Raw genomic sequence first — 26,313 nt, 5'->3', positions numbered from 1 at the left:
CCAACAGAAACGCCTGCACCAGTACCAACAGAAACGCCTGCACCAGTACCAACAGAAACGCCTGCACCAGTACCAACAGAAACGCCTGCACCAGTACCAACTCCTGCGCTAACACCAACTCCTGCACCATTGGTAACGCCAACACCTGCACCTGCACCTGCGGAAACACCGACACCGACACCGACACCAACACCGACGCCAACACCATCGGTAACGCCAACACCAATAACTAATAACATCCCCAACGATGACTGCATCTGCGATGACATTGACTATCCCAATTTAAACCAACCGAATTCAGTTGAAAACACGATACTCGGTGTACCGGGCATTCAAATAGGCACTGCCAAAAACGATGAATTACTGGGTAGCAACACGGGCAATATATTCGATGCCAAATCCGGGGATGACAACTTATATGGTGGTGACAGCAGCGACATCCTCAACGGCAACAAAGGCAATGATTTTATCAGCGGTGGCACAGGTGACGACATCTTATTTGGAGATGAAAATAATGACATTATTCTCGGCGACTTGGGGAATGATTTAATCTTTGGAGGTAAAGGCAATGACTCCCTAAATAGCCGCGAAGGTGACGACATCGTTTATGGGAACAGAAATGATGACTTCATCGACGGCGGTAAGGGTAATGACAGCTTATTTGGAGGCAAAGGTGATGACATAATCCTTGGCAGTGAGGGAGATGATTACTTGTTGGGAAATCAGGGCTCGGATACCATCTGCGGCGGCGAAGGTAATGATTTTATCAGCGGTGACGAAGGCGCAGATATGCTGGGAGGCTGTGAAGGAAATGATACTCTTTACGGCGGGGAAGATAATGATACTCTCCTGGGCGGAAAAGGTAATGATGTCCTTTACGGAGAATTGGGGAATGATAGTTTGATTGGCGGTAGCGGCAATGATATCTTTGTACTAAAATCTGGTCAAGGATTTGATATTATTGCTGATTTTACAAGCGGTCAAGATTCGATCGCACTAACCGGAGGTTTGAGTTTTAGCCAGTTAGCAATCACTCAAAATACTCAGGGAACTCTCATCAAAAATCTCTTGACAGGAGAGGAGTTAGGTGTTATTGCTGGGGTGAGTGCTTCTTTGATAACATCCGCTAATTTCCTGCTGATTTAGGGAAGCAAAGAAAAGTGCGATCGCCCATTCGATACAAAAGGGCGATCGCACTTCTACCAATTTTAAAAGCTGTAGCAAAAATTTAACGATTATTCATACTTTCTGCCGCGCCACTGAGTAGGCTGATTTAAAGCAGAAATTAGAATTCGCAAAAACGCCAGCGGATCGGCTAAAGGTGACAGCCAAAACAGCCATTTACCCGATGCCCCAGTTGTATCGTAGGAAGGTGCGATCGCCAAACACAAAGCCGATCGCACCGCCACCAAAAATACATTCAATCCCCACAGCCAAAAGTGCGGAAATACACCAATCGGCGGCAGCGAACCAAACAGCAAATAGCACAACACAATCGGCACCGGCAAACCTTGAACCGCCAACAACAGCCACAAATCGCCCCAAATTTGACCGCCAGAAGCAGCATCTTTCAAATCGAGCGATCGACCCCATTCATTCCAAGTCTCGATCGCCCCCTCATACATCCGCACCTGCAACACCTTAGCCCCATCCAAAAAGCCCACCTTAAAGCCCTTAGCAGCCGCATAGCGAGCCAAAGTCACATCATCGCAAAAAGAACCTTTTGCCACCTCATAGCCCCCCAATGCCACCAAAACCTCGCGCTTACAGAGAAAACACTGACCGTTCGCCATCACCCGTTCCGGCACATCCCCGCCAGTCCCCGTCGGCCCGAACCGATAAACCAAAGTCATTAACAAAGCAGGTTGCAGCCACAACTCCCCCGGATACTTGAGGATAAACTGCGGCGACAGCGAAATCAAATCGTAATTTCCAGCTTTCGCCGTTTTGAGTAAACTCGCAATCAAACCCGGATGCGGCACAGTATCCGCATCTATCCCCAAAATCCACTCGCACTTCTCGGAACTTGCCAAAAAACCTGCATTCAGCGCCCAGGGACGCCCTACCCAGCCCGCCGGCAGCGGATCGTCGTTAATCAAGCGAAACCGGGGGTCTTTTTGTGCGGCTGCCTTGACTAAATCTCCGGTTCCGTCTACCGAATAGCTGTCAACGACAATCACTTCTCGGAGTTCGTAACTTTGACTGGTTAATCCTTCCAAACAAGGCGAAATGCGATCGGCTTCGTTCAAAGTCGGTACTACCGCAGTACAAGCACCCAACAAATCCAGCGTCGGCGAATCGGGTTCCAGGGGCGGGATGCGCGATGGGCCTTTAATCAGACGCGACATCAGAAGGGCTGCGGCGGGCAATTGCAGCAGCAGGAGTGCGACAGGGATGATACTTGTCAGCAATTGCGAGAACAGGTGAGGGGCGATCGGCAAAACCATACTATTGAATAATTGGGAATGACTGACTGGATATGGGTCAATACGGTTCAGTTAACACTGTTAATTCCCCGGAGATCCCCCTAAATCCCCCTTAAGAAGGGGAGTAGGGGTTGACTTTGAGTAACTTCTTGTCCCCCCCCTTTGTAGGGGCGGTGCCCCCGTGCCCGCCCTTGGTTAGGGGGGATCGAGCTTAACCCAACCGTATTGGGATATGGGTTGGGAGCTTATTGACAGTTCATTTTTTTGGTAACTGATATCAATTTAAAAAATTCAATAAAATTTTGACCTCAAACATATTACAGGAATTGGGCCTGAAAAAATCGCCACTGAAAAACCCGGTTTCTTGTAGAAACCGGGTTTTTAAACTAGCTCAAAATTTAGTGTAAATTTTTGCTAAATCAGCCGGGGTTGCTCACTAGCAACTCACTTACGCAAAACGCCCACGGGCTGAGGTGGAATTTCAGCCGTGATCACAGATGTATCCAAAGACGGCATTGTTTCGGTTACGTCACCTGTTGCGGGTTTAGCGATCCAGCTTAACGCGATCGCCGGAACTACACCCAGAAGCACCGCTAGCGATGTCGGGAACCAGAACCGAGAATCCAACGAAGTTACAGTGATAATTGCTCCGAAAGCAAAGTTTACCAAATAAACAATTAAGGGCAAACCCAATTCCGATCGCTCTAATTTAATCGGTGTTTTTCTCCACAAGAAAGCTGCTACAGACATAAATAGCGCCCCCGTACCCATCCATCCAGCCAAATTGCGGTAAGGCATCCCAAAGAAAGCGCCAAGTTCCTCAAACTCCCAAAAAGGCACAGAAGTTTGACTCATCGCCGGATCTAGTACAAAATCCCAAGCTGTTAGCAGCAAAGCACCAAGGGCGATCGCCCCTATTTGGCGCACCCAGTTGAGTTCACCTTTACCAACCGCTACTCCAGCGCGAGCAATTACATAGGAAACCAGTCCCAGATAAAACCACGACAGAGGAATTGTAAACGGAACCAGCCCTGCAATTTTGTAGCCCAAACCGCTCAAATAATGGTAGTTGCCGAAAGGAAAACCCGTACTCGTTCCCAACAACTCGCTACTCAAGGACAAAAACACAGAAGGCACTAAAAAACCCAGAGTTGCACCCCAACCCAACGTCCGCAAGGCATAGAGAGCAACCGCTGCAGCACCAAAGATGATATAAACTACTCCACCCCCAGCCATCCCCCACTGGAATAGCGTTTGCCCTGCTGGTGGCAAACTCATCACCAATTCGGGACGGGGTAAAATCAGCAGCAACCCTGCCAATCCAAAAGCCATTGACAAGACGTGGGCAATTAGGCAAAAGCGCTCAGCAATCAAAAGTTGCTTCATGGGACTCCTCGAAAAAATATTAGATGCAGAAAGCACTCGTTAACAGTTTACAATCTTTAACAAAAAACCAACACGAATAGAGCATCAGTCTTTCCCAATCTAAAATCCACAATCTCAAATCCCAAATCGCCTGCCTTATTGCCAATTCCCCACTAGCACGAAAGGTGCCCAGAAATACGGATTCTGATACTCTGGGTTTTGCAACAGAGTTAATTGAGCGTTGCGGAGGGCTTCAGCTTTGCTGGTTTTAGAAGAAGCCAGTTGCTTGTAAAACTCAGTCATAAAGATAGCTGTAGATTCGTCGTTGACTTGCCAAAGGGTGGCGGCGGTGCTGCGGGCACCCGATCGAATTGCGGCCCCGGCCAAACCCAAAGCGGCGCGGTTATCGCCCGAAGCAGTTTCGCAAGCACTCAAAACCAAAAGTTCGATCGGCTGTTGTTTCTCCCCAGTGCGGGCTCGCAGCAGTCGATCGAACTCCTTAACATTCACCCGCTCGTCCCAAGTCACAATAAAAGTATCCGCCGCATTCGAGCTAAACTGACCGTGAGTTGCCAAATGGACGATCGGGTAAGACAAAGCTTTAATTTGATCGTGCAACCGCCCGCTGACAAAATCTTCATTCAGCAGCGAACTCGCCGGCATCTCGGCTGCAATTTGTTGAACTTCCTGCCTCACCCCCGGCAAAGCCGAGAAGCCTTGACGCGCTTCCGAGAGGGCAGCGGTGAGCACTCTTAACTTGACTTGGCTCAGCGGTTTCGGTGCCAGCAGTTGCAGTCCCGGCGCTAAAGCAATACTGTATTTTTCTACCAAAAACTTTTCACCGTCGTGCAGCACAGCCATCGGCAGATTTCGCAAATAACCGTCGAGCACAAATACCAGAGTTTTAATCCCGCTAGCCGTCAAATCCGCTTCCGCAGGGCGGATTAACCAGTCGTAAACCTGTTGAACCGGGGGCAACCTGTCGCGGGGAAAAGCAGAAGGCCTGATGACATTTTTGGCTTGTCTGAAGGCAGTTTCCAACTCGGCTTGAGACTTCTTAGTAGTGTAGCGGCGCAGAGGTTTGCCGGGAATTGACAAAATTACCTCCAAACGATCGCTCAAAATAATCGGATAAATCACCGCCGCTGTCGGATCGATTTCCTCGATCGACTTTGGTTTAGCATCAGCGCAAGCATCCCGAAAAAAGTTGTCCAATTCCGCCAACTGCAAAGATTCCACCGTTTGGCGCGCCAGTTTCAATTTAGCTTGACTGGGAGATTCGTCTTGCAAAAGCAGCCCGACTAATTCCCGATAAACCGGTTCGGCACTTTCCCGAAACGAAAATTGCACTTCGGGATTGACTGTCACCAAATCGCCCCGCAGAGAAGACAGTACATTTACAGCTTGAGTATATTGAGCGATCGCCCCTTCTGTATTCCCCTGAGCTTTCCGAATCCGTCCCAGTTGCCAAAACAATTGGTAAGCAATATCGGGAGATTGAAACGCCGATGCTAAACTCAAAGCCTCAGTTGTGAGATTTTCCGCTTTCTGATACTGCTGTTGGATTTCCGATAGTTTGCCTTTCGCTGCCAGAATATAAGCTTGTATTCGTTTGTCGCCCAAACTGTTTGCTGGTTCGACAGAGCGATCGAGCATTGTGTCAATCTCGCTTAAACTCAAAGTTTTCGCAGGCGACTGAGCTAATTTCATCAAGCTTTGAGCTAGATTAATTTGAGCGTAAAGTCCAGCGCGGTTCGACCCAAATTGAGCGGTTTGAGGCTCGATAGAACGCCACAAAGCCTCTGCTTCAGACCAATCTTGGCGATCGACCAACAAACTCAATTGGTTTAACTTTGCTTGAATTTGTAGGAGCGATCGATCCGGGGTCGCCTGGATCGATCGACCATAATACTCTAGGGCAAAGCGTTCCCAATCAGCCCGCTGTTCTGGTGTCAAACCCGGTTTATTGCTTTTAGCCCGTACCGTATTGCCCAGATTGAGATAAATTGCAGCCTCCTCTGGCCGGGAACCTAATTTTTGGGCTGCTTCAAGTCCAGCCGAAAGCACATCCTGCGATCGTTCCAGTTGTCCCAAAACCCGCAATACCCGCCCTAAAGCATGAATTGCCCGGACTTGTTCGAGAGAAACAGGCTGATTTTTCAAAGTTTCCAAACCCGCTGCCGAAACTTCGCAAGTTGGGTTTTCCAACTTGAAAGAAGCTAAAAGAATTTTGCAAGCTCTGGGGTAAAGTCCGAGAATTTCCCAAGCCCGACTTTGATTAATTTGAACTTGAAAAAGTTGGTTTTTTCTATCAATTTGCTCGAATATTTTAGCAGCTTGCGTCCAAACCTCGATCGCATCTTGAGTCTGCCCCCGTTCGAGTTGCAACTGTCCTTGAATGTTGAGAGTTTCAGCCAAAATCCGCTGCTGTTCGGGAGTTTTTGCCTGTGTTCGCACAGCCGACAAACTTGAATTTACAGCTTTTTCTGCTTGTTCCCAAAGCCCCAACTGCCCATAGGTTGCAGCTAAATTGCTCAAAGCTGTGGCGCGATCGAGATTTTCGCCTTTTGCCTCAAACTGGGTCGCCGCTTGCTGCAACAAGGGTACGGCTTCCGAAAAACGTTCCTCTCGGTACAGAGTTCGAGCTTGTCGGACAAGCTGCACCGCTTGTGGTGGATTAATCTGAGCAACTCCCGGAGGAATCGCAACGGATAGCAGACAGGAAATCACAAATAACAGAATTACTTGCCGGAGCGATCGGGTAAACTTCATATTTAGAAAATAAAATTACAACCGCAGACACAGATACCAATTAACCCAAATACATCTTATTCTTTATCTGCGTTAATCCGCCTAAATCTGCGGTTAAACTGAGATGTTGCACCCTTCTCAATTACTTGCTTAGGAACAGGCAATATGCCTGTTCCACAAGAAAATTCATCTCTTGTGGAATGGGCATCTTGCCCGTTCTTGAGAATGGTGCAAGATGTGAGGTCAAAAAAAACCTAATTTCAACGCGGCACACAAACAGAACTCGGTCGAGGATTGCGAGAGTCAGCAGCATTACCCGGATTATATCCAACAAGCATAACTTCTCCTTTCGCATTCACCACCCAACCTTGCGCCGGAACAACTTCCCGATCGAGGATTGCCCCTTCTTCCTTCTTCCCTCGATCGGTTAAATCCTCTACATTGCTAGTTGCCGAACTTCCTGCCTCTTCCACCCACGGCAACGGCGATAGAGGGCTGCTGAGGGCATCATTAGGACTTGGAGGCACTCCTCCTTTCCCAGTAGCTGTAAACTCGCTCTCGGCCTCTTGCGTGCAGGGATTTGCCGCAATTAAAGCAGCCGAATCGACCACATTTTGTGGCAGTTCCACTAAACCTTGAGCCGGATTCACTCCAGAAGAGCTAAATGTTACAGTACCTTGCAACGCCGGGCCGCTACTTTGGGAAATCGCCGCAATATCGCTGGTAGGAATTAGAGAAGTAGGACTTACTTGCAACGCTGCAAATTGAGCATCAGTAAGTCCTAAACTACTTCTAGCTTGGTCGCGGTTAAGGCTTGTAAAGCCAAAGATATTTGGTACATTGACCGTAACTTGTCCGCCCCTAGCTGTGCGAGCATTAGCTGTAATATCACTATTCTCTCGGGGTAAAGCTACCAAAATATCGCTATTAATTCTGATATTACCGCCCTCAGAAATACCTGCATCCGTGGTGATTCTACTGCCGCGCCGTAACTGAATATCTTGCGCTTGCAGGTTAATATTTGCCCCTGTTCCCGAGACAGTCGTGCCATCAATTATGCTTTTATTATCCAGGGAAATTGAGTTAGCTACAACGTTAATATTGCCAGCCCTACCTGTTCCTGAAGATTGAACATTAACAACTGCACTATCCCGAAGAATCAATTGATTAGCATTCAAATTCAACGAGCCTGCATTTCCGCTAGCAGTGGGATTTACAGCATTAAACGCCCTACCAACCGAGGCCTCAATTCCACTCCTCAACCCACTGTTACTCCCAATACCTTGCACTTGTAAGCGATCGGCATTAATTGTAATATCTCCTGCATCTGCTATACCCAAAGAAGCCGCAGAAATAACCCCGCCATTCTGCACAGTTAGTTTAGGTGTTGAGAGGCGGATATCTCCACCCCTACCAGAACTTGCAGTTTGAGTAACAAAAGAACTTGCTACATAGCCCGCATTCCCCAAAAATCTTGACTCGCCGCTCACTTCTATAGACTCGGAGGCTCTCACACTTAAATTTCCTCCCGTCCCCCCACTTGTAGAAAACACGACTTCGCCAAAAATCGCACCAGTCGTTAAACTAATTGTGGCTCCATTAGAAACACTCAACCGCTTAGTGTCGATCGTAATATCCCCACCTTTTCCATTCCCATCAAAAGTATTCGTGCCGAGCCGAGTTTGCCCTAGACCTCCAGGAAGACTACCCGATAATTCCACCGATTCACTCGCTTTAATCGCGATATTCCCCGATGCTCCATCACTAAGGCTGAAGCTCGCAAACGCACCGCCATCGCGCAGCATTAACCGTTGCGCTTCAACAGAGATGTTTCCGCCTTGACCAGTGCTTTCGTTCGTTGTTCCGTTATAGAGCGTTGAACTCACGAGTTCGACGGTGTTGGCGCGGATAGTCAGATTTCCGCCATTCCCAGCACCAAAGGTGGGGGCACCGCCCACTACCCCATTGCTCATCAACAGCCGTCCGGCTTCAATGTTAATATCTCCGGCTGCTCCACTGCCAATAGCGCTAGTAAACAGAACAATTTGCGAAATAAAGGGGTTGCCTGTTCCAGATGTCTGAAAATTTTCTGTAAGCTGCTGATAGCCCTCAATTCCCAACCCGATCATTTCTACTGAGTCAGTGGCGCGGATGTTGATATCGCTTCCTCTCCCCTCTCCCAGTGTGGAGGCGAAAATTTGCGACCCCCCCTCTACTCGCAAGTTTTGGGAATTGATATTAATGCCTCTACCATCAATATTTCCGAGTGTCAGTCCATAAATTCCTGAACCGTTAAGATTAATATTTCCACCTCTAATATCGACTTTTCCACCTCCTAATCCGCTGGTATTTATAAATGCACCTTTCATTTCAATATTTCCAAAGTTCTGAATATTGTCATAGTTTAAATTCAGACCTAAAGCTGTTGGTTCAAATTGCACTAAACCTGGACTGTTGACACTACCGAGAAGAATTTGTCCGGTATAAGCAGTTAGATTTCCTCCTTGCAGTTGAATGTCACCGCCAATTAATGCTAAAGTTTGACCTGGGTCTACTGCTAAACCGAGTTTTTCAAAAGCAGGAATTTCTATGGGCAGTGGCGGTAAGACTGATGTAGGAGCCAGTGTTTGGGAAGAATTGACAATTGTACCGGGATTGTCTCTAAATCTTAAACCCACAGGAATATTGATCGCTAACAATGGCACTGAATTAGAATTAGCTGCACTAAATTCAAAGCCATTATCAAAGAGAATTCCGCTACCAGTTGAACCGATAAATGAGCCCCGCAAATCTAACCGAGCATTGGGACCAAAGACAATCCCTTTTGGGTTAATTAAAAACAAGTTACTGTTTCCCAAAACTCCCAGAGTTCCTAAAATATTAGAAGGGTTGCCACCAGTAACGCGGGTGAAGATGTTAGCAATTCCGTTAGGATTGGCAAAATATGCGCCTCGTCCTTCACCCACGTTAAATTGTTGGAAACTATGAAATAAATTGGCTCCGCGAGTTGCACCGCCAGTGATTCTATCTGAGGGTAAGTTGTTGATAGTATCGGGAACAGTCCGTGAACTTTCTGCGCCCAGGGAATTATCGGGGATGATTTGGGCGATCGCACGGACAGGAAACAGCAGTAAAAATGCAAAAAATAGGGCGGAAGAGTGGCAGCGCATCTTTGAAGTCTGGTTAATTTGGTATTTAGTATGAGGAAAATAGCGAGGGGTTAGCTAAAACCTGAAGAGTACCTATTGAGGTACGCAAACACCCGTCGATTTCGGACTGCGAAGAGATGCACCACCACCAGCATTATAGGCTACCAGCGTTACTTGTCCTCGATCGTCCATTACCCAACCTTGAGCAGGAATAATTTGTGTTGGTATAATTTCTATGGATGGTATGAGGCCTTCTATTTGCTGACTTCCACCTACGGCTGGTTCCACCCACGGCAACGGCGATAGAGGGCTGCTGAGGACATCATTAGGACTTGGAGGCACTCCTCCTTTCCCAGTCGCTGTAAACTCGCTCTCGGCTCCTTGGATGCAGGGATTTGCAGCAATTAACGCAGCCGGATTCACCACATTTTGTGGCAGTTCCACTAAACCTTGAGCGGGATTTACCCCAGAAGAACTAAATGTAACAGTACCTTGCAAAGCCGGGCCGCTACTTTGAGAAATCGCCGCAATATCGCTGGTAGGAATTAAAGATGTAGGACTTACTTGCAACGCACCAAATTGATCATCTGTTAATCCCAAACTCGCTCGAACCTGTTCGCGAGTGACTGAGGTAAACCCAAAAACATTGGGGACATTAATATTAACGCGACCACCTTGAGCCGATCGCGCATTAGCAGTAATATCGCTATTTTCTTGCGGCAGGGCGACCAGAATATCGCTTTTAATGTTGATATTGCCACCATCAGAAATACTTGCATCAGTTGTAATTCTGCTCCCTCGGCGCAACTGGACATCTCGTGCTTCGAGGTTAATATTTGCTCCGGGACCGGATGCCGTTCTACCGTCAATGCTGCTTTGGTTGTCAAGGGAAATTGAATCTGCTTTGACGTTAATGTTACCAGCCCGTCCCGATCCCAATGCTTGCAGATTGAGTGTTCCCCCATTGCGAAGAATCAATTGCCCGACATTCAGATTCAACGAACCTCCGTTAGCCGTAGCATTGGGATCTATAAGGTCAGATGCAATCCCAACGGAAGTCTGAATTTGACTGTTAAATTCACCTTGACCCCCATTCCCAATAACTTCTACACGACCCGCATCAATTGTGATGCTTCCGGCATCTCCTTGGCCTAAAGATGCAGTGCTAATAACTCCTCCATCCCGGAGAGTCAGTACAGGTGTAGAAATGTTGATACTCCCTCCCCGATTAGCAGTATTGGCATCAGCGCAGATGAAACTGGGATTCCGACTGCCGTTCGCCAAAACTCCAGAAAAACCCTCGACTGTTACTGACTCAGTGGCCCTAACTGTCAAATTACCTCCAGGCCCCCCAGTTGTATTCAACGGTTGGTTGCCCACAACTGCTCCGCTAGATAAACTAATTCCGCCTCCTTGGGAGATCCTCAACCGCTTCGTGTCGATATTAATGTCCCCGGCTTGCCCATTCACACCGCTCGCAGTTGACCCAATTAAACTTGCTACGGGACTTCCAGTGGGAGTCCGCAGCACTTCTACTGATTCATTCGCTTTAATGTTGATATTCCCCGCTCCTCCTTCACCGCGGGTGAGGCTGATCACAGCAGCACCATCGCTTACGGTTAAACGTTCTCCCTCAAAGGTGATATTTCCTCCCGTACCCGTACTCCCCAAAAGTGGGCCACTGTGGATTGCAGAAGCGACCATATCTAAAACCCCGGTACGGATGGTAATATTTCCGGCGTTGCCACCACCTAACGTGGTGGTAGTCAATGCGCTTCCATTGTTTATCAACAGTTTTCCCGTATCGATCGTGATGTTTCCGGCGGCTCCCATGCTATTAGTGCCAGTTATCAGCACAAGTTGTGGGTCAAAAGGGTCGAAAGAGCCCGATACCGTATACTGACCACCAAACACTCTATAGTTATCTAATCCAATTCCGAGCGTTTCTACTGAGTCGGTAGCGCGGATGTCGATCGCGCCTCCGGCACCACTTCCTACTGTCATTGTGGAGATTTGCGTTCCACCTTGGGCTAGAAAATTTTGAGCGTTAATGCCGATCGCCCTGCCATCAATATTTCCCAAAGTCAGGGCATAAATTCGCCCATTATTGAGGTTGACATTTCCACCTCGAATCTCGACTTTGCCACCACCAAGTCCACTGGTATTGATCAGTGAGCCGTTGGTCATTTCAATATTACCAAAGTTGGCAATTTTGTCATAGTTTAAACTTAATCCAAATGGCGTTACCCCCAATCCAACCATCCCCGGACTAGCGACGCTACCCAGCAAAATTTGTCCGGTTGATGCAGTGAGTGTTCCCTGATTTAATTCAATATCTCCGCCCACTATGGCAAGAGTTTGTCCGGGAGCAACTGCTAAGCCCATGTTATTGAAAATCGGCGGGATTCCCGGAGGTAATTGTGGTAAATTCAAGGCTGGTGCTGCTGAATTGTTAATGATTTTACCAGAATTTTCTCGAAAATTTAAACCGATAGGTATATTGACATTTAACAGCGGTACTGATTGCGAATTGCTACTGCTAAATTGATAGCCATTATTGAAAAATACGCTATCAGCAGAACTTGCTAAAAAGGAACCACGCAAATCTAACCTCGCATTAGAACCAAAGACAATTCCTTTGGGATTAAGTAAAAATAAGTTGGCATTTCCTTGGACTCCTAACACACCTAAAATATTAGAAGGATTGCCCCCAGTAACGCGGGTAAAAATATTGGCAATCCCGTTAGGATTGGCAAAATATGCTCCTCTGCCTTCACCCACGTTAAATTCTCGTAAGCTGTGAAATAAATTTACTCCGCGAGTTGCACCGCCTTCTATTCTGTCCGATGGTAAGTTATTAATCGTATCGGGAACTGTGCGCGAACTTTCTGCACCCAAGCTATTATCGGGGATGATTTGGGCGATCGCACGGACAGGAAACAGCAGTAAGAATGCAAAAAAAAGGGCGGAAGATTGGCAGCGCATCTTTGAAGTTTTGTTAATTTAATATGAGAAAAATAGCGAGGGATTAGCTAAAACCTGAAGAGTACCTATTGAGGTACGCAAACACCGGTCGATTTCGGACTGCGAATAGATGCACCACCACCAGAATTATAGGCTAACAGCGTTACTTGTCCTCGATCGTCCATTACCCAACCTTGAGCGGGAATAATTTCTGTTGGCCGAAGTTCTATGGATGCTATGAGGCCTTCTACTTGCTGACTTGCACCTACCGCTGGTTCCACCCAATTAAACTGGCTAGAATTACTGGTGAGGGCATCGTGAGGACTCGGTGGCAATCCCCCCCGTCCAGTCACAGTAAACTCATTCTCAGCCCCTCGGATGCAGGGATTTGCAGCAATTAACGCAGCCGGATTGACCACATTTTGCGGCAGTTCCACTAAACCTTGAGCCGGATTCACTCCAAAAGAACTAAATGTTACCGCCCCTTGCAAAGCCGGGCCGACACTTTGGGAAATCGCGGCGATGTCGCTGCTTGGAAGCAGAGAAGTAGGACTTACTTGCAACGCTGCAAATTGGGCGTCACTGAGCCCCAACCTGTTTCTAACTTGTTCGCGACTCGCTGCTGTAAACCCAAAAACATTGGGGACATTGATATTCACGCGGCCGCCGCCTGCTGTGCGGGCGTTGGCTGTAATGTCGCTGTTTTCTTGCGGGAGGGCGACAAGAATGTCGCTGTTGATGTTGATATTGCCGCCGTCAGAATTGCCCGCATCCGTGGTAATTCGGCTGTTGCGGCGCAATTGGATGTCTTGTGATTGCAGGTTAATATTTGCTCCTGTACCGGATACAGTCGTGCCGTCAATTCTTGCTTGGTTGTCAAGGGCGATCGAATTTGCGACAATATTGATATTACCAGCCCGTCCGGTTCCCGTAGCCTGCACTGTCACTGTAGCTCCATCTTTGACGATTAGTCGATCGCGCGCCGTCAGATTCAACGAACCGGCATTTGCTGTAGCATTGGGATTAGTACCAAATATCTTGCCCACCGAAGCATCAATTGTACTGACAAACAAACCGTTATTACCGCTGCCGCTGACTTGAATGCGATCGGCATTAACAGTAATATTCCCCACATCTCCCACCCCCAAAGAACTCGTAGAAATTACCCCCCCATCCCGCACGGTTAGGCTTGGCGTATCAATGCGAATATCCCCGCCCGGACTAGAGCTCAAAGTTCCAGAACTCAGCGCACTAGCACTCTGAATTCCGCTGGTCAGAAGTTGAGAAATACCTGAAATTTCTACTGATTCAGTAGCCGTAACTGTTAAATTTCCAGCAGGCCCCCCATCCCTAGAAAACAAAAACCTGCCAATTAACACACCCGATCCTACTGTAAACGCAGAACCCCCAGAGAGAGTCAACCGCTTGGTATCGACGTTAATATTCCCCGCCCTTCCGTTTGAGCCGATACTCAGCGTGCTAATTCCGGTTGACACAACTGTTGTCGGGCCGCTGTTAGACAATTCTACTGATTCAGCAGCTTTAATGTTGATATTCCCTGACGGGCCGCTGCTGTAGCTCGTCGTACCGAGAATAGAACCATCGCGCATAATTAATCTCGCGACATCAACACTAATGCTTCCTCCCGCACCGGTACTTTCTTTAGCTGTCCCGTTGTTAATTCCAGAACCCACCATCTCAAAAGTATTGGCGCGAATGATTAAATTTCCGCCATTTCCACCGCCAAAAGCGATGCCGCTACCTACTACCCCATTGTTGAAGAGCAGGCGGCCGGTGTCGATCGTAATATCCCCCCCCGAACCAGCGCCTGCACTAGCATTAAACAGCACAAATAGTGGGTCAAACGGGTCTGTAGTTCCCGATACCAAATATTTAATTGAAAGCTGTTGATAGCCCTCAACTCCCAGCCCGATCATTTCTACTGAATCAGCAGCGCGGATGTTGATATTGCCTCCTGCACCATCTCCTAGAGTCAGGGTAGAAAATTGCGTTCCGTTTTCCACTCGCAACTTTTGGGCGCTGATCTCGATACCTCTACCATCAATATTTCCCAGTGTCAGCGCATAAATTCGCGCACCGCTGAGGGCGACATTTCCACCTTTTAACTCTACTCGGCCGCCACCAATTCCGCTGGTGTTGATGAGTGTGCCATCGGCTATTTGAATATTGCCGAAGTTCTGAATCTTGTCATAATTAACAGTTAAATTACCCTGCAAAGTAACAGGAGGATTCAGTGCGAAATTAACTAAACCGGGACTGGCTGCGCTACCGAGTAAAATTTGTCCGCTGCTGGCGGTTAAATTGCCGCCTGGGAGTTGGATATCGCCGCCAATTAAGGCTAAAGTTTGACCTGGATCTACGGCTAAACCAACTCGATCGCTAATCGGGATTGCCACAGCAGAGGCTGGCAGGTTTACCTTTCCTATAGCCGTCGATTGATTGACAATTGCACCAGGATTGTCTCTAAATCTTAAACCAACGGGAATATTAACTGTTAACAGCGGGGATGTTTGCGGGTTTGTGCTGCTAAATTCAACGCCGTTATTAAACACAATACTGTCAGCGGTTGAACCGATAAAGGAACCGCGCAAATCTAACCGCGCATTCGGCCCGAATATAATTCCTTTCGGATTAATTAAAAATAAGTTGCCGTTGCCTAAAACTCCCAGAGTTCCTAAAATATTTGAGGAGTTTGGGCCCGTAACGCGGGTGAAGATGTTCGTAATTCCGCTGGGATTTTCAAAATAAGCTCCCCGCCCGCCTTGAATGTTGAATTCGCGCAAGCTGTGAAATAGGTTAACGCCGCGAGTTGCGCCGCCAGTGATTCTATCGGAGGGTAAATTGTTGATAGTATCGGGAACTGTGCGCGAACTTTCCGCCCCCAGGGTATTATCGGGGATGATTTGGGCGAAGGTTTTCGAGGGAAATAGCAACAGGAAAGCAAACAGTAGCGAGTAACTTACGGGCGGCCAAAATGCCCACACCATAGTAGTAAAATCTAGTATTTGTGGAACAGGCATCTTGCCTGTTTTTGAGAAGGGTGAAAATAGTAAAGAGTAATGGACGGGAGGCATAAAAACACTCTTTCCAGGATAAAAATTCTCGGTGTAATCTCATCTCGTTTCTCTAAATGTTTTGAATTTGGCTGCTGAGTACAAGTTGCTCGACTGTGATTTCTAGTTCTGGAAAAGTTTTAGATATAATGCGCTCATTACCTGTAAAACTTTGAACTAAATAACTGCCATTTTCCAAATAATAAACGAAAACAGTGGGAATTTTGGGATTTCCTAGATAAGCCCTAGAAGCGATCGCTAAATAGTCCACAATCCAATACTCACAAATGCCGAGCCTTTGATACTCATCTAGCTTATCCACATAGTCGTCTTCCCAGTTAGTTGAGGTAACTTCTACTGCTAATTGGATAGGTTCGGTAAGGGATCCGTAGCCGCGTACATTGCTGTTCCATACTGATGCCTTAACCACGCCTACATCAGGATTTCTGCCTTGTTCTTGTCCTGAAGCTGTTACAGTTCTGAAAACTATATCTTTGTCAACGATATAGTCAAGTCCCAAGCGCCTGATTTCATCGTTAAAGCCAAATACTAGAAATCGTCCCACATTTTTATGAGCTCTGGTTGCTTCCACTTTGACAATCTCTCCCTTTACAAGTTCGTAGATGCCCGATCCGTCTGGGTACTTTTCGAGAAACTCTGCAAATGTTAGTTTAGTTTTTGTCTGAACCATAAGACAAGCCCTCTTGTGTTAACTAGGTTAGGATTTATATCGTTTCCGGTTCCATCATAATTATATATTTGGATCGTATCAGTGCGATCGTCCCCGATCGCGACCCAAGTAGCGATCGAGACCGCCACTTAATAAAATTTGACCGTCAGCGCTAAAAATAACTGACAACGTTGCCAGATCCACAGCCATAAGCTAAGATTTTGCAAAGGTCGAAAACACAATCTTACCAAGCTTTTTTATGAACTACCGAAACCACATCACGATCGAAGCAAATAAACGCGGTGGTAAGCCTTGTGTACGCGGCTTGCGAATTACGGTTTATGAAGTGCTTGAGTACCTGGCTTCCGAGATGACAGAAGCAGAAATTCTGGACGATTTCCCCGATCTGACGCGACAAGATTTAAAAGCCTGCATTGCTTATGCTGCTGACCGCGAGCGTCGGTTTATGACCGCTCCTTTATCCGCATGAAATACTTTAGGATAGGAAGGATTAATTAGGGAAACTCAAATGGCAATTAACACTTCTTTAGAGGAACGGCTTGCAGCAGTGGAAGCAGCGATCGCCCAGTTGCAGAAGCAAATGGTGGCTTCTCAACCGACGAATTGGTTGCAACAAATTATAGGGTCTTTCAAAGATGAACCTGCCTTTGAAGAGCTACTTGCATTAGGACGAGCGATTCGCCAAGGGGATGAGTCTTTCCTCGAAGCTGAAGATGAGCTATGAAATATTTACTGGATACAGATCATCTGAGTATTCTTCAACGTCAAGCAGGGAGAGATTTTAGCAACCTTTCGAGGCGCATGGCTCATTACCCGCTATCAGAATTCCAAACGGCTAGGAAGATTTGCTACTATTGGGATATTGAATTTGAAGATGCTTATGACACTGACAATCGTGGCTGAACCTGCTCCTTTAAATGCAAATGAAGATGGTGTGATTCTCGTCGGAAAAACTCGCGTTACATTAGATACTGTAATCGCTGTCTTTCAGGAGGGCGCGACCGCAGAGGAAATTGTTTATCGCTATCCGTCTCTGAATCTAGCTGACGTTTATGCCACGATCGCCTTCTATCTCAAGCACGAATCGGAAGTAGAAGCTTACTTGCAACAGCGACGGCAGCAATCTCTTGAGATTCGCGCTATGAATCAAGCAAAATTCGACCCACAAGGCTTGCGCGATCGCCTGCTTGCCCGCAGAACAGTGCAAGAACCATGTTAAAACTTCTTGCTGATGAAAACTTCGATAATACGATCGTTCGAGGGTTATTTCGCCGTAACCTAAAGCTCGACATCGTTCGTGTACAAGATGTTGGGCTGTCAGGGAAAGATGATCCAACCGTTTTAGAGTGGGCAGCGCAGGAAGGGCGTATTCTGCTGACTCACGATGTCGCTACGATTACTCGCTATGCCTACGATCGAGTGAGGCAAAGTCAGCCGATGCCAGGGGTGATCGAAATTAGCACGGATGCTCCGATCGGACGAGTGATTGAGGATATTCTTGTCCTTGTAGAGTGCAGTCAGGAGGGAGAGTTGGAAGGTCAAATTCAGTACCTCCCGTGGTGAAGCGGTCTAATACTGAAATTGATACAAATGAATATGGGGCGATCGATTGATGTCTTCCTCTAAGCTCGGTTTCAGGATGTAGAGAACGAGTTGGCGACGGGAATACATACTGCCATTCCCAACTTCTGGCAGCATGGGGATATTTCCGAGCTAAGGCATAGGGTAATTCTACCGGGCTCTCCTGGGTTTATGGTGTATACAATATCAAGCACAACTGTTCGCGATTCTGTAATGCCCTCGGAGTAAGGATATGTGGTTTGGTTATCACCTCAAAATCAGGAGAGCCTTCTACCGCACCTAATCCTTCTGCTAAATCCAAAGCATGAAGCGATTTGGCATAATTTAATTGCTGCTTCAAGGGTTCAATTAATTGTTCGGGTAGCATTGTAATAAAGAGATTCTGATGGGGAGTAAGAAGGGGTTGACATACATTATCGATCTGCGGTATTATTGGGCTATATTCAGTATTGTACCGCAACTGCGATACAATTAATTGTTGCAACTATCTAAAGGCAAGCAAAATGAGTGATACAGTCAAATTCATATTTGGGTTATTAGATTCCAACTTGGAAGACGAAGAAAGGCGGAAATTTGCTAGCAAACTTCTACCAGAAGTACGTGATTTAGATGCAGTAGTGAGAGCCGATCGCGCAGAAGATTTATACCCAGAAGTGACCAGTAAAGGGTTGGCCACGTTGGTAGGTATGTTGACAGCAGAAGTAAGTGTTAAAAATATTACGGCGTTCTTTAGTTTCCTTAATGATCGGTTGGTAGACAAAACCATTAAACTCAAAGTTAAATTAGGTGAGAAGGAAGTTGAGATTGAAGCTAAGAGTCGCCAGGAGCTAGCAGAAGCTGAAAGAACAATATTGAATTTAATTGCAGCAATGGGTGGGACAAGCAATGGCTGAAAGAAAGATTGCTCTTCTTGTGGGCGTCAGTGAGTATGGCGAAGGTATACCTTCATTATCAGCCCCACCCAATGATGTAACAGCCTTACAAAGGGTATTACAAAATTTAAAATTAGGAGCATTTGATGAAATAATTCCTTTAATCAACCCTGATCTTGTTTTAATGAAACAATCAATTCAAAGATTGTTTAAGAATGCAAGAAAAGAAGATTTAATTCTACTATTCTTCTCTGGTCATGGAATCACTGATGATGATAATCATTTATATTTAGCTACTTGCCTGACAGCTAGGGATGATTTTGAAGCTACCTCAGTTGAAGCAAACTTTATACAAAAGCTCTCCAAAAATTGCTACGCCAAGCGGCAGGTAATTGTCTTAGATTGCTGCTACAGTGGTGCTTTTGCAAATGGTTGGCAATCAAAAAGTGTGGGGCTGGACATCAAAAGGGAACTTGGTGCAGAAGGTAGAGTAGTTCTAACTTCCTCAACAGCAACTCAGGTATCTCATCAACATGAGGATGCCTCTCTTTCCCTATACACCCAATATCTAGTAGAAGGAATCGAGACTGGTGCAGCAGATGAAAATGGAGATGGCAAGATTTATGTTCACGAGTTACACAAATATGCAAAATCAAAGGTTCAGGCAATTAAGCCCAATATGAAACCAGATATCATCTTGGATGATGAGGGATATGATATTTTGCTGTTCTACGTTCCACGAGAACCAGAGATGGAATATCGTCAATTGGTTGAGAAATATGTTGACTATAAACAAGTAAAAATTATTGATAGAGAAGCTGAAGAAATATTAGAAGCGAAAAGACAGAGACTTGGTATATCTCGTGAAAAAGCAAAGGGAATCATTGAGAGTGTATTAGAGCCTGCACATATACGTTTAGAGAATCTAAAACGATATGAAGAAAAATATATCGAAAAATGTAACTCTAATTTCCCTATTGATGAACAGACCTTAGAGCGCTTAAAGGAATGGCGATATGAGGTGCTGGGTTTAGAAGATCAGGATGTGCATGAGATTGAGGAAGAGATTTACCAATTATTTCTCCAACAACAACCTGATGCTACAAGCTCTGATCCGCAAGATGAAATCCCATCTTTTGCAGTGGTACTTGAACATGATGAGCTTACCCCTCTGCTCCTTAAATTCTTAGAACACTACTCTACCTGGTTTTTCAATGCTTCACGTATTCGGGGATGGGGAGCAAAGCAACCCGGTTACGGATTATTTGGTAACTATTCGACGAAAGAGATTGATCAATGTTTCCAACAGCTCTTTGACTCAAATAAATTGCGTATCAAGAAAAGTAAAAGGGGAACAACACTATATGCTTTTAAATGAGCTAGTCTAACAAGCTCAGTGCAGCGGACTGGCTGGCATCTTAATGCAGAATTGGAGATACTGGCAGCCACTGACTGGGGTCGTTATCTCGTAAATGTTGTCGGACCTTGGAGATGATTCGGACTCTCGATCGAGAGTGTCAAATCAAAGCCCCTAACGCTTTCAGTGTCGCTTTTTGAGCAGATGAAAAGAAATCTCCACAAAAGTCAGTATTGAACAGGCAAGATGCCTGTTCCACAATAATTGTTGAAGAGGTCTAAAGTGTTGGGGTTCGATCGCACTCAACCCAACCTACAATTTAGAAAGCAAAGTAATTAATCCGAAAGTAGAAACCTTTTTCCTGCAAAGTTCGATCGCCCGATCGAGCATTTATCAAAGGAATACCATAGTCTAAGCGTACATTCAACCGATCGCCCATCTGCCAAACTAGGCCCAAACCCGCACCCAGCAGTTTATCCGACTCAGGATTCGCCTTTTCCTCCGAATGGTTCCACCCTACCCCAAAATCGATAAACGGAGCGACTTGCAACAACCCTTGGACTTCTGGGACACGCCAAACCGGGATTCGCACTTCAGCAGAGGCGATCGCACCGCTATCAGTTAACAGCAAATCTTGGCGGTATCCGCGCACGCTTTGAACGCCACCGATCCCAATTTGTTCGAGGGAAAGCAGGGGGCGATCGGCTAATTGAATGTCAGAACGCACAATCAGCAAGGTTTCGGGCGCTAACAGCCGCACGTACTGCGCTTGTCCGCGCCACGCCAGAAAGTGGCTGTCAGGGCCGCTATCGTTCGCAGTCGCGCCGAACAGATTAGTACCGACGGAGAATTGCGATCGCGCCGCAAATACTTGGCTGGAACTCCGCTGCACGTATTCTTGAAAAAACCGCACAGCCGAAACCCGCGTTTCGCCGCGATCGTTTGCTCCCGCCGAAAGCGCAAATCGTTCGCCTGACAGGAATGTATCGCTTTCTTGCCGCGAAAAACTCAGTCCCAAAGCCAAAGTGCGATCGGGCTTTTCGACAATCGGCTGGCGGTAAGTTAATTCGTAAGTCCGCGATTTCCCCTCAATTTCAGCAGCATCAAACGGTTCCTCAATGATATTGGTGCTAGCAGCACTCGCAGCGAACCCAATCGTGCCGTTGCGCGCGTTGACGGGGACTGTGTAGCTGCCGTTGAATTCGTTGCTGCCGTCGGTGTTAGCATAAGATACCTCTAATCCGTCGCCCAAACCGAGCAAATTTGCTTGATTTATGCGAACACCGCGCCGAAAACTGCCGACGCTGGGCGATCGATTGTTGTCTGCAAACACTTCAGCGCTAAAGTTGTCTGCTTCTTTGACGCGCACTTCTAAGCGGCTGTTTTCCGGGCGGCTTCCGGCTTGCAATTCGGCGGAAATATTAGCAATTAAGGGGTCTAGTTGCAGCAGTTGCAAGGCTTCCAGCAACCGATCTCGGTTGAGGGGGCGTCTGGTAGCGCGTTCTAGGCGCGATCGCACGTAATTTGAATTTAAGCGCCTGTTTCCAGTAATCACAATTTCATCTAATCCGCCTTCTACAATCCGAATTTTCACCACACCTCCTTCTCTCGGAAAGGTTTGGTTAGCGGGAATTACAGCCCCGGAATTGATGTATCCTGCTGCTACATATTTTTGAGTGACGGCTGCTTCGGCTGCGATCAGTTCGGCAAAGGTGATTTCGCGGCCGGCAAACTGTTGCGTAACTTCTGCGAGTTCGCGATCGCTAAAAGCCGTGTTGCCCTCAAATTCAAAGCCAGCGACCTTAATTGTACCCAGAATGCCTGGTCTAATTTCGCTTTCAACGGGTGTTGGTTGGGTGGGTTGGAGGGGAGACGGCGCAGGGGGTTCTGGTGGCTCAGAAGCTGGTAATTCGGGTTTTCGCGGCTGAATTGGGTTGGGCAGTTGGCTTAGTTGTAAAGGTCGATCGATACCCAAATCGGTTTTTTTTGGGTCAATTTTTTCTTCTAGTTTTTGATCTGAGTTAAAAATCTCGGTTTCTTGAGTTTTTGTGCTGAATGTGCGATCCTCTCCGAGGGCTTCGCTAACGGCTGAATTTGCCGCTTCCGACTCTAAGTCGGCAGTTTCTGCAGGTGCGGATAAGGGTAGAGTTGTCGCCAAAGCCGATCGTTCTGATTCAGCGGGTAACTGCGTTTCCTCGTCTTTTACAGGCAAGTCTTCGCGTTTGTCAAAAGTGGTATCGTTGGGGGCTAAAGCTCGATCGGCTCCGCTGCTGACTGCTGCCAAATCCTCAACATTTGAGGTCAAAATTTCAACGTTGCTCGCGGATGTTTTCGCTGGTTTTCCCAGCCAAACTAACCCAAAAATTCCTGCGAGTAAAAATAGTTTTTGCGATCGACAAGCCATAGGATATAATTATTATTTCGCTTATGTGGGGGAAAATATTTTCAGGAAGTGAGCACCCTCAAGTAAAAATCAATCTTAACAGCACAAAAGGGAACAGCCGTCGCAGCCCACTGTTTCGGCGACGCTACAAACCAAAAGGTCGATCGACGGCTGTTCATTTCCCAAGACTTACGCACCAACCGGGTTCTTATCCGAAAAAATATCGTGTAAGTCGATCGTAAACCGTAAAAAAAACCCGGTATTTTGGGTTGCAAAACCTACGCTTTCATGCTAGTGCCGCGACCAGAATAGCCCTGCACGCCAGGGTAAACCAGAAACCGGGTTGTGTCCGAAAAGACTCGCTACAACTGAGCTCTGGCACCATTCTCAATAATCTTTTTATGAACAGGCATCTTGCCTGTTCTTAATAGTGCAAGATGTGAGTTACAACCTGCAGAGCCACTCAAAAACCCGGTTTCTTTTATTTTGGTGCATCATACCAAATCCGACTTTAATACCCCCTTGATTATTGAGTCCGCGTCTACCCACATCCTGTGCGTAGACGCCGTTTCAACCGCCAAGCCTGATCAAGGGGATTTGTAACTTTGAATTATGCAGACCGGCCCGCACCAGCCGCAGCACCCATTTGAGCCCCGTCAGTCAATCCCACCAACTTAGCACTCAACTCCCACATTCGCTCGCCTTTTTCATCATCGCGGGCCTGGGGAGAAACCTTCTGTACAAAAGACTTGCCATCTTTTTTCTGGCGATTTCCCCAACTCCAATAAGCCCCAGATTGCTTGTATTCTGAATCAGCAACCACCATCGCCAGCCTTTCCCCCGCCAACTCCTGCGACACGTAACCGCCGGTGATATTCTTCTGAAACAGCGGGAACAGCTTCTGAAACAAAGGATAGTGGTTGCGGAAAAGCGGCGTATCCGCAACGCATCCCGGATACAGCGAAGTGAAAGTAATCCCCGTGGATTCGTGAAAGCGGCGGTGCAATTCCCCCATCGTCAGCACATTGCAAACTTTGCTATCTTTGTAAGCCTTGACCGGTTCAAACTTCTTGCCATCAACCATCGAAATCGGGTCTTTGAAACCCGCTTCAAAACCCTCAAACTTGCCCAAATCCGGGCGCGGCGGAATCTTCCCACCCAACTCGTCTGGATTGTGAGTCACAGTTCCCAAAATCACGATTCTCGCATCGGAATAATAGGAAGGCTTCATATTTTCCATCATCAGGTTGCACAGCAGGAAATGACCCAGGTGATTGGTAGTCATCGTCAACTCGTAACCCTCCGGGCTTCGCAGCGGTTCCTTAATCAAAGGCATATAAATGGCCGCGTTGCACACCAAAGCGTCCAGAGGCCTGCCACTTGCCTTAAATGCCCGAGCAAACCGACGCACGCTCTCCAAATCGCCCAAGTCAATCTCCATGATGGAGAAACTGCCTTCAGGTATACCCAACTCTCGGGCGGCGTCTCCGGCTTTCCGCACGTCCCGACAGGCCATGACTACGTGCCATCCTTTGTCTGCGAGAGCTTTCGCGCCGTACAAACCGACGCCGGAGGAAGCGCCGGTAATGATAACCGTTGATTTGTGATTTTGTGCCATCTTGTTAAAAGCGCTTCCGCTATTGATTTTTTTCAGGCACTCAAACGCTGAGCTAGCAGCTTGGATGTTTTGAAGTACCCTATGATTATTAGGATATGGGGAAACGTTCTCGATCTCAACCGGGATGCTCTCACTTTTGCGGCCAAGCTAGAAATTGGAGGCAGGAGACGGGAGGCAGGGGGCAGGAGGCAGGAGACGGGAGGCAGGAGCCAGAAGAAGTGTTTTTACAAATAATAAATACTCGTTTTCAACGGGCGATGAAAATTAAATATGAGTCCAACTTCGATTCTTATGTGGAGAAATTAACCATACATCTTTTAGGGGGCGGGTTGACAATTATCTATGATGCACATACTCGGTATTTATATCAAATCCGTTAGCATCGGAATAGTAAATTCGAGTTGACTGTTGACGGTTGACTGTTCACGGCGTCAACCGTCAACAGTCAACAGTCAACAGTCAACATCATTCCGGTGTTACCGGAAATGATATTATTGATCAACCCGCCCCAACCAACTCAACTAAGAAATAGCTGCCGGTTCCTGATAGGTAGGGAAATCGATATAACCTTCAGGGCCAAAAGAATACCAGACGCCCATTTCAGCAGGCGGATTGAGCGGCCAACCATTAGTAAAACGCTCTACCAAGTCAGGATTGCTGATAAAATTCCGACCAAAAGCAATTAAATCCGCAACTTTGCTGCTCAGGGCAGTTTCAGCCTGCTCTTGAGTATATCCGCAGTTGCCAACGAGCGGCCCTGTAAACACATCGCGAAACTCACCTATCATCATCGGCGTTCCCAATTCATGAAAGCCAAATGCTAGACCGTCCACCAAGTGAAGGTAAGCTAAATTATAGGCATTTAACTGCCGCGCGAAATACAGAAAATCTTCTCGATAACTAGGAGAACCCATATCATTGTAAACACCATTGGGAGAAAGTCTAACTCCCACTCTGTTTGCCGGAAATACTGTGATAATCGCCTCGACAATTTCCTTAAGAAAACGGTAACGGTTTTCAACTGTGCCGCCATAGAAATCATTGCGGTGATTGGTTTTGGTTTGCAGGAATGTGTCAATGAGATAGCCGTTTGCCGCGTGAATTTCTACACCATCAAAACCTGCCATTTTTGCCCGTTGGGCCGCCTTGCGATAATCTTCTACAACCAGGGAGATTTCATCGGTTTCTAGAGCGCGGGGGGTTTCGTAGGGTTGTTTGCCTAGAGGGGTATGAATGCCTTCTCCGTTTATTTTGATAGCAGATGCTGCAACTGGCAATTGATTGTTTTGATGAAAACTGCTGTGGGAAGCTCGTCCGCAGTGCCAAAGCTGCATGAAAATCGGTGTTTCGTGGGCATGAACCGCAGTCACAATTTGTTTCCAAGCTTCGCCTTGTTCGTCTGAATAAATACCGGGGGTATTGAGCCAACCATTAGCTTGAGTAGAAACCACTGTGGCTTCTGTAATGATTAAACCAGCGGAGGCTCGCTGAGTGTAATACTCTGCCATCAAGGCGTTGGGCATCCGCGCTTCACCGGCTCTGGCTCTCGTCAGGGGTGCCATGACTACTCGGTTTTTTAAGGATAAATCTCCGATTTTGAAGGTGCCCAGTAGGAGTGGAGAAGTTGTTTGAGTGGTCATAATTTGGGTATTTTTTCAACTGAATAATCTGGGAAATCACATATAGCAACGGCCCGTGTTAGGATGCAAGGCGCAAGACATCCAAGGGTCGCCAAAATGTAAGCAATCAAACTCATCAAGCTGTTTACGAATTTGACTTTTTAGCCAAGACTCTTCTTTGTTCAATTTTGTTAAACTCTGGAGAGTATGGGGGTAAATATAATAGTCTACACCATGTTGTTTGAATCAATTCCTGAATCCGACCACTTTTATCAAATGTGAGATTATCCATCACCACTACCTGTGCTGTGACAAGTGTTGGAAGTAAACTTGTTTCCGGCGAAGAAGGAGTCAGGAGTCAGGAGTCAGGAGAAGAATACGCTCTTTCCTCCTGTCTCCTCCTCTGGTGAATACTTCCGAAAGTTTCAATCCCTGATAGGGTTTTAGGTTGATTGCAATCGGG

Annotated in this window: 20 protein-coding genes, 1 pseudogene and 1 CRISPR repeat array (1 of these 22 only partly in view); of the genes and pseudogenes, 8 read left to right on the top strand and 13 right to left on the bottom strand. The window is 46.9% G+C overall.

Annotated elements, in window-relative coordinates; all coding sequences use genetic code 11:
• A pseudogene (locus tag QUA44_RS09775) lies at window positions 1–1,146 on the top strand (calcium-binding protein); the annotation flags it as partial.
• Window positions 1,147–1,235: 89 nt separating this feature from the next.
• Here the strand turns inward: QUA44_RS09775 and cruG are convergent.
• The 7 genes from cruG to QUA44_RS09740 all read right to left on the bottom strand — a co-directional run bounded on the left by cruG (window position 1,236) and on the right by QUA44_RS09740 (window position 16,420).
• Window positions 1,236–2,447 (bottom strand): 2'-O-glycosyltransferase CruG, encoded by a 1,212-nt coding sequence (cruG, locus tag QUA44_RS09770; RefSeq protein WP_333249874.1) that lies wholly within the window; start codon window positions 2,445–2,447, stop codon window positions 1,236–1,238.
• Window positions 2,448–2,870: 423 nt separating this feature from the next.
• Entirely contained in the window at window positions 2,871–3,812 is a 942-nt protein-coding gene (cruF, locus tag QUA44_RS09765) for a gamma-carotene 1'-hydroxylase CruF (protein WP_333249876.1), read from the bottom strand.
• Window positions 3,813–3,947: 135 nt separating this feature from the next.
• Window positions 3,948–6,563, bottom strand: a complete 2,616-nt coding sequence (locus tag QUA44_RS09760; protein ID WP_333249878.1) for a CHAT domain-containing protein — start codon at window positions 6,561–6,563, stop codon at window positions 3,948–3,950.
• A 239-nt stretch (window positions 6,564–6,802) separates the two neighbouring features.
• Window positions 6,803–9,712, bottom strand: a complete 2,910-nt coding sequence (locus tag QUA44_RS09755; RefSeq protein WP_333249879.1) for an S-layer family protein — start codon at window positions 9,710–9,712, stop codon at window positions 6,803–6,805.
• Between the two features lie 72 nt (window positions 9,713–9,784).
• Entirely contained in the window at window positions 9,785–12,676 is a 2,892-nt protein-coding gene (locus QUA44_RS09750) for a two-partner secretion domain-containing protein (protein ID WP_333249882.1), read from the bottom strand.
• 65 nt (window positions 12,677–12,741) lie between these two features.
• Window positions 12,742–15,696: an S-layer family protein gene (locus QUA44_RS09745; protein WP_333249883.1), complete on the bottom strand. Its 2,955-nt coding sequence runs from the start codon at window positions 15,694–15,696 to the stop codon at window positions 12,742–12,744.
• Window positions 15,697–15,802: 106 nt separating this feature from the next.
• Window positions 15,803–16,420, bottom strand: a complete 618-nt coding sequence (locus QUA44_RS09740) for a Uma2 family endonuclease (RefSeq protein ID WP_333249885.1) — start codon at window positions 16,418–16,420, stop codon at window positions 15,803–15,805.
• Window positions 16,421–16,658: 238 nt separating this feature from the next.
• On the opposite strand from QUA44_RS09740, the gene QUA44_RS09735 reads away from it, so the two are divergent.
• From QUA44_RS09735 to QUA44_RS09715, 5 genes are read left to right on the top strand one after another with little or no spacing between them, the layout of a single operon-like run.
• On the top strand, window positions 16,659–16,889 hold the full coding sequence (locus tag QUA44_RS09735) for a DUF433 domain-containing protein (protein ID WP_333249887.1): 231 nt from the start codon (window positions 16,659–16,661) through the stop codon (window positions 16,887–16,889).
• A gap of 39 nt (window positions 16,890–16,928) precedes the next feature.
• The gene (locus QUA44_RS09730; protein ID WP_333249888.1) at window positions 16,929–17,144 is read left to right on the top strand and encodes a hypothetical protein; all 216 of its coding nucleotides are present in this window, start codon (window positions 16,929–16,931) and stop codon (window positions 17,142–17,144) included.
• Window positions 17,141–17,323, top strand: a complete 183-nt coding sequence (locus QUA44_RS09725) for a hypothetical protein (RefSeq protein WP_333249890.1) — start codon at window positions 17,141–17,143, stop codon at window positions 17,321–17,323. Before QUA44_RS09730 ends, QUA44_RS09725 begins: the two co-directional genes overlap by 4 nt.
• Window positions 17,301–17,639, top strand: coding sequence for a DUF433 domain-containing protein (locus QUA44_RS09720; protein WP_333249891.1), 339 nt, complete (start codon window positions 17,301–17,303; stop codon window positions 17,637–17,639). The genes QUA44_RS09725 and QUA44_RS09720 overlap by 23 nt, the downstream gene beginning before the upstream one ends.
• Window positions 17,633–17,983 carry a DUF5615 family PIN-like protein gene (locus QUA44_RS09715; protein ID WP_190657187.1) on the top strand — a complete coding sequence of 117 codons (351 nt, stop codon included), beginning with the start codon at window positions 17,633–17,635 and terminating at the stop codon, window positions 17,981–17,983. Before QUA44_RS09720 ends, QUA44_RS09715 begins: the two co-directional genes overlap by 7 nt.
• Before the next feature lie 6 nt (window positions 17,984–17,989).
• Here the strand turns inward: QUA44_RS09715 and QUA44_RS09710 are convergent, their stop codons facing one another.
• Both QUA44_RS09710 and QUA44_RS09705 read right to left on the bottom strand, forming a co-directional pair.
• Window positions 17,990–18,118 carry a hypothetical protein gene (locus tag QUA44_RS09710; RefSeq protein WP_333249894.1) on the bottom strand — a complete coding sequence of 43 codons (129 nt, stop codon included), beginning with the start codon at window positions 18,116–18,118 and terminating at the stop codon, window positions 17,990–17,992.
• Between the two features lie 52 nt (window positions 18,119–18,170).
• Complete coding sequence (locus QUA44_RS09705; protein ID WP_333249895.1) at window positions 18,171–18,368, bottom strand: hypothetical protein; 198 nt, start codon at window positions 18,366–18,368, stop codon at window positions 18,171–18,173.
• Between the two features lie 136 nt (window positions 18,369–18,504).
• On the opposite strand from QUA44_RS09705, the gene QUA44_RS09700 reads away from it, so the two are divergent.
• The gene (locus tag QUA44_RS09700; RefSeq protein ID WP_333249897.1) at window positions 18,505–18,894 is read left to right on the top strand and encodes a hypothetical protein; all 390 of its coding nucleotides are present in this window, start codon (window positions 18,505–18,507) and stop codon (window positions 18,892–18,894) included.
• Entirely contained in the window at window positions 18,887–20,251 is a 1,365-nt protein-coding gene (locus QUA44_RS09695) for a caspase, EACC1-associated type (protein WP_333249898.1), read from the top strand. Before QUA44_RS09700 ends, QUA44_RS09695 begins: the two co-directional genes overlap by 8 nt.
• 298 nt (window positions 20,252–20,549) lie before the next feature.
• On the opposite strand, the gene QUA44_RS09690 is transcribed toward QUA44_RS09695, so the two are convergent.
• The 4 genes from QUA44_RS09690 to QUA44_RS09675 all read right to left on the bottom strand — a co-directional run bounded on the left by QUA44_RS09690 (window position 20,550) and on the right by QUA44_RS09675 (window position 26,145).
• Window positions 20,550–22,634 (bottom strand): ShlB/FhaC/HecB family hemolysin secretion/activation protein, encoded by a 2,085-nt coding sequence (locus tag QUA44_RS09690; protein ID WP_333249900.1) that lies wholly within the window; start codon window positions 22,632–22,634, stop codon window positions 20,550–20,552.
• 589 nt (window positions 22,635–23,223) lie between these two features.
• Complete coding sequence (locus tag QUA44_RS09685; protein WP_333249902.1) at window positions 23,224–24,231, bottom strand: protochlorophyllide reductase; 1,008 nt, start codon at window positions 24,229–24,231, stop codon at window positions 23,224–23,226.
• Window positions 24,232–24,752: 521 nt separating this feature from the next.
• A complete protein-coding gene (locus QUA44_RS09680; protein WP_333249904.1) occupies window positions 24,753–25,871 on the bottom strand; it encodes an alkene reductase in 1,119 nt (372 codons plus the stop codon).
• 124 nt (window positions 25,872–25,995) lie between these two features.
• Entirely contained in the window at window positions 25,996–26,145 is a 150-nt protein-coding gene (locus QUA44_RS09675; protein WP_445243644.1) for a transposase, read from the bottom strand.
• 127 nt (window positions 26,146–26,272) lie between these two features.
• A CRISPR array of direct repeats spans window positions 26,273–26,313; the repeat unit is 37 nt (it continues 8,524 nt past the right edge of the window).

Source organism: Microcoleus sp. N9_A2 (assembly GCF_036701775.1).
Classification (GTDB): Bacteria; Cyanobacteriota; Cyanobacteriia; order Cyanobacteriales; family Microcoleaceae; genus Microcoleus.
Note: the sequence above shows the minus strand (reverse complement) of the source record. Positions and strands in the feature narration are given on the sequence as shown.

Excerpts from the sequence above, each read along its gene's own strand:
- cruG (WP_333249874.1), bottom strand. The coding sequence starts at position 2,447 with ATGGTTTTGCCGATCGCCCCTCACCTGTTCTCGCAATTGCTGACAAGT.
- QUA44_RS09730 (WP_333249888.1), top strand. The coding sequence starts at position 16,929 with ATGGCAATTAACACTTCTTTAGAGGAACGGCTTGCAGCAGTGGAAGCA.
- QUA44_RS09680 (WP_333249904.1), bottom strand. The coding sequence starts at position 25,871 with ATGACCACTCAAACAACTTCTCCACTCCTACTGGGCACCTTCAAAATC.
- QUA44_RS09745 (WP_333249883.1), bottom strand. The coding sequence starts at position 15,696 with ATGCCTGTTCCACAAATACTAGATTTTACTACTATGGTGTGGGCATTT.
- QUA44_RS09760 (WP_333249878.1), bottom strand. The coding sequence starts at position 6,563 with ATGAAGTTTACCCGATCGCTCCGGCAAGTAATTCTGTTATTTGTGATT.
- QUA44_RS09755 (WP_333249879.1), bottom strand. The coding sequence starts at position 9,712 with ATGCGCTGCCACTCTTCCGCCCTATTTTTTGCATTTTTACTGCTGTTT.
- QUA44_RS09695 (WP_333249898.1), top strand. The coding sequence starts at position 18,887 with ATGGCTGAAAGAAAGATTGCTCTTCTTGTGGGCGTCAGTGAGTATGGC.
- QUA44_RS09690 (WP_333249900.1), bottom strand. The coding sequence starts at position 22,634 with ATGGCTTGTCGATCGCAAAAACTATTTTTACTCGCAGGAATTTTTGGG.
- QUA44_RS09740 (WP_333249885.1), bottom strand. The coding sequence starts at position 16,420 with ATGGTTCAGACAAAAACTAAACTAACATTTGCAGAGTTTCTCGAAAAG.
- QUA44_RS09710 (WP_333249894.1), bottom strand. The coding sequence starts at position 18,118 with ATGCTGCCAGAAGTTGGGAATGGCAGTATGTATTCCCGTCGCCAACTC.
- QUA44_RS09720 (WP_333249891.1), top strand. The coding sequence starts at position 17,301 with ATGACACTGACAATCGTGGCTGAACCTGCTCCTTTAAATGCAAATGAA.
- QUA44_RS09750 (WP_333249882.1), bottom strand. The coding sequence starts at position 12,676 with ATGCGCTGCCAATCTTCCGCCCTTTTTTTTGCATTCTTACTGCTGTTT.
- QUA44_RS09705 (WP_333249895.1), bottom strand. The coding sequence starts at position 18,368 with ATGCTACCCGAACAATTAATTGAACCCTTGAAGCAGCAATTAAATTAT.
- cruF (WP_333249876.1), bottom strand. The coding sequence starts at position 3,812 with ATGAAGCAACTTTTGATTGCTGAGCGCTTTTGCCTAATTGCCCACGTC.
- QUA44_RS09700 (WP_333249897.1), top strand. The coding sequence starts at position 18,505 with ATGAGTGATACAGTCAAATTCATATTTGGGTTATTAGATTCCAACTTG.
- QUA44_RS09685 (WP_333249902.1), bottom strand. The coding sequence starts at position 24,231 with ATGGCACAAAATCACAAATCAACGGTTATCATTACCGGCGCTTCCTCC.
- QUA44_RS09735 (WP_333249887.1), top strand. The coding sequence starts at position 16,659 with ATGAACTACCGAAACCACATCACGATCGAAGCAAATAAACGCGGTGGT.
- QUA44_RS09725 (WP_333249890.1), top strand. The coding sequence starts at position 17,141 with ATGAAATATTTACTGGATACAGATCATCTGAGTATTCTTCAACGTCAA.
- QUA44_RS09715 (WP_190657187.1), top strand. The coding sequence starts at position 17,633 with ATGTTAAAACTTCTTGCTGATGAAAACTTCGATAATACGATCGTTCGA.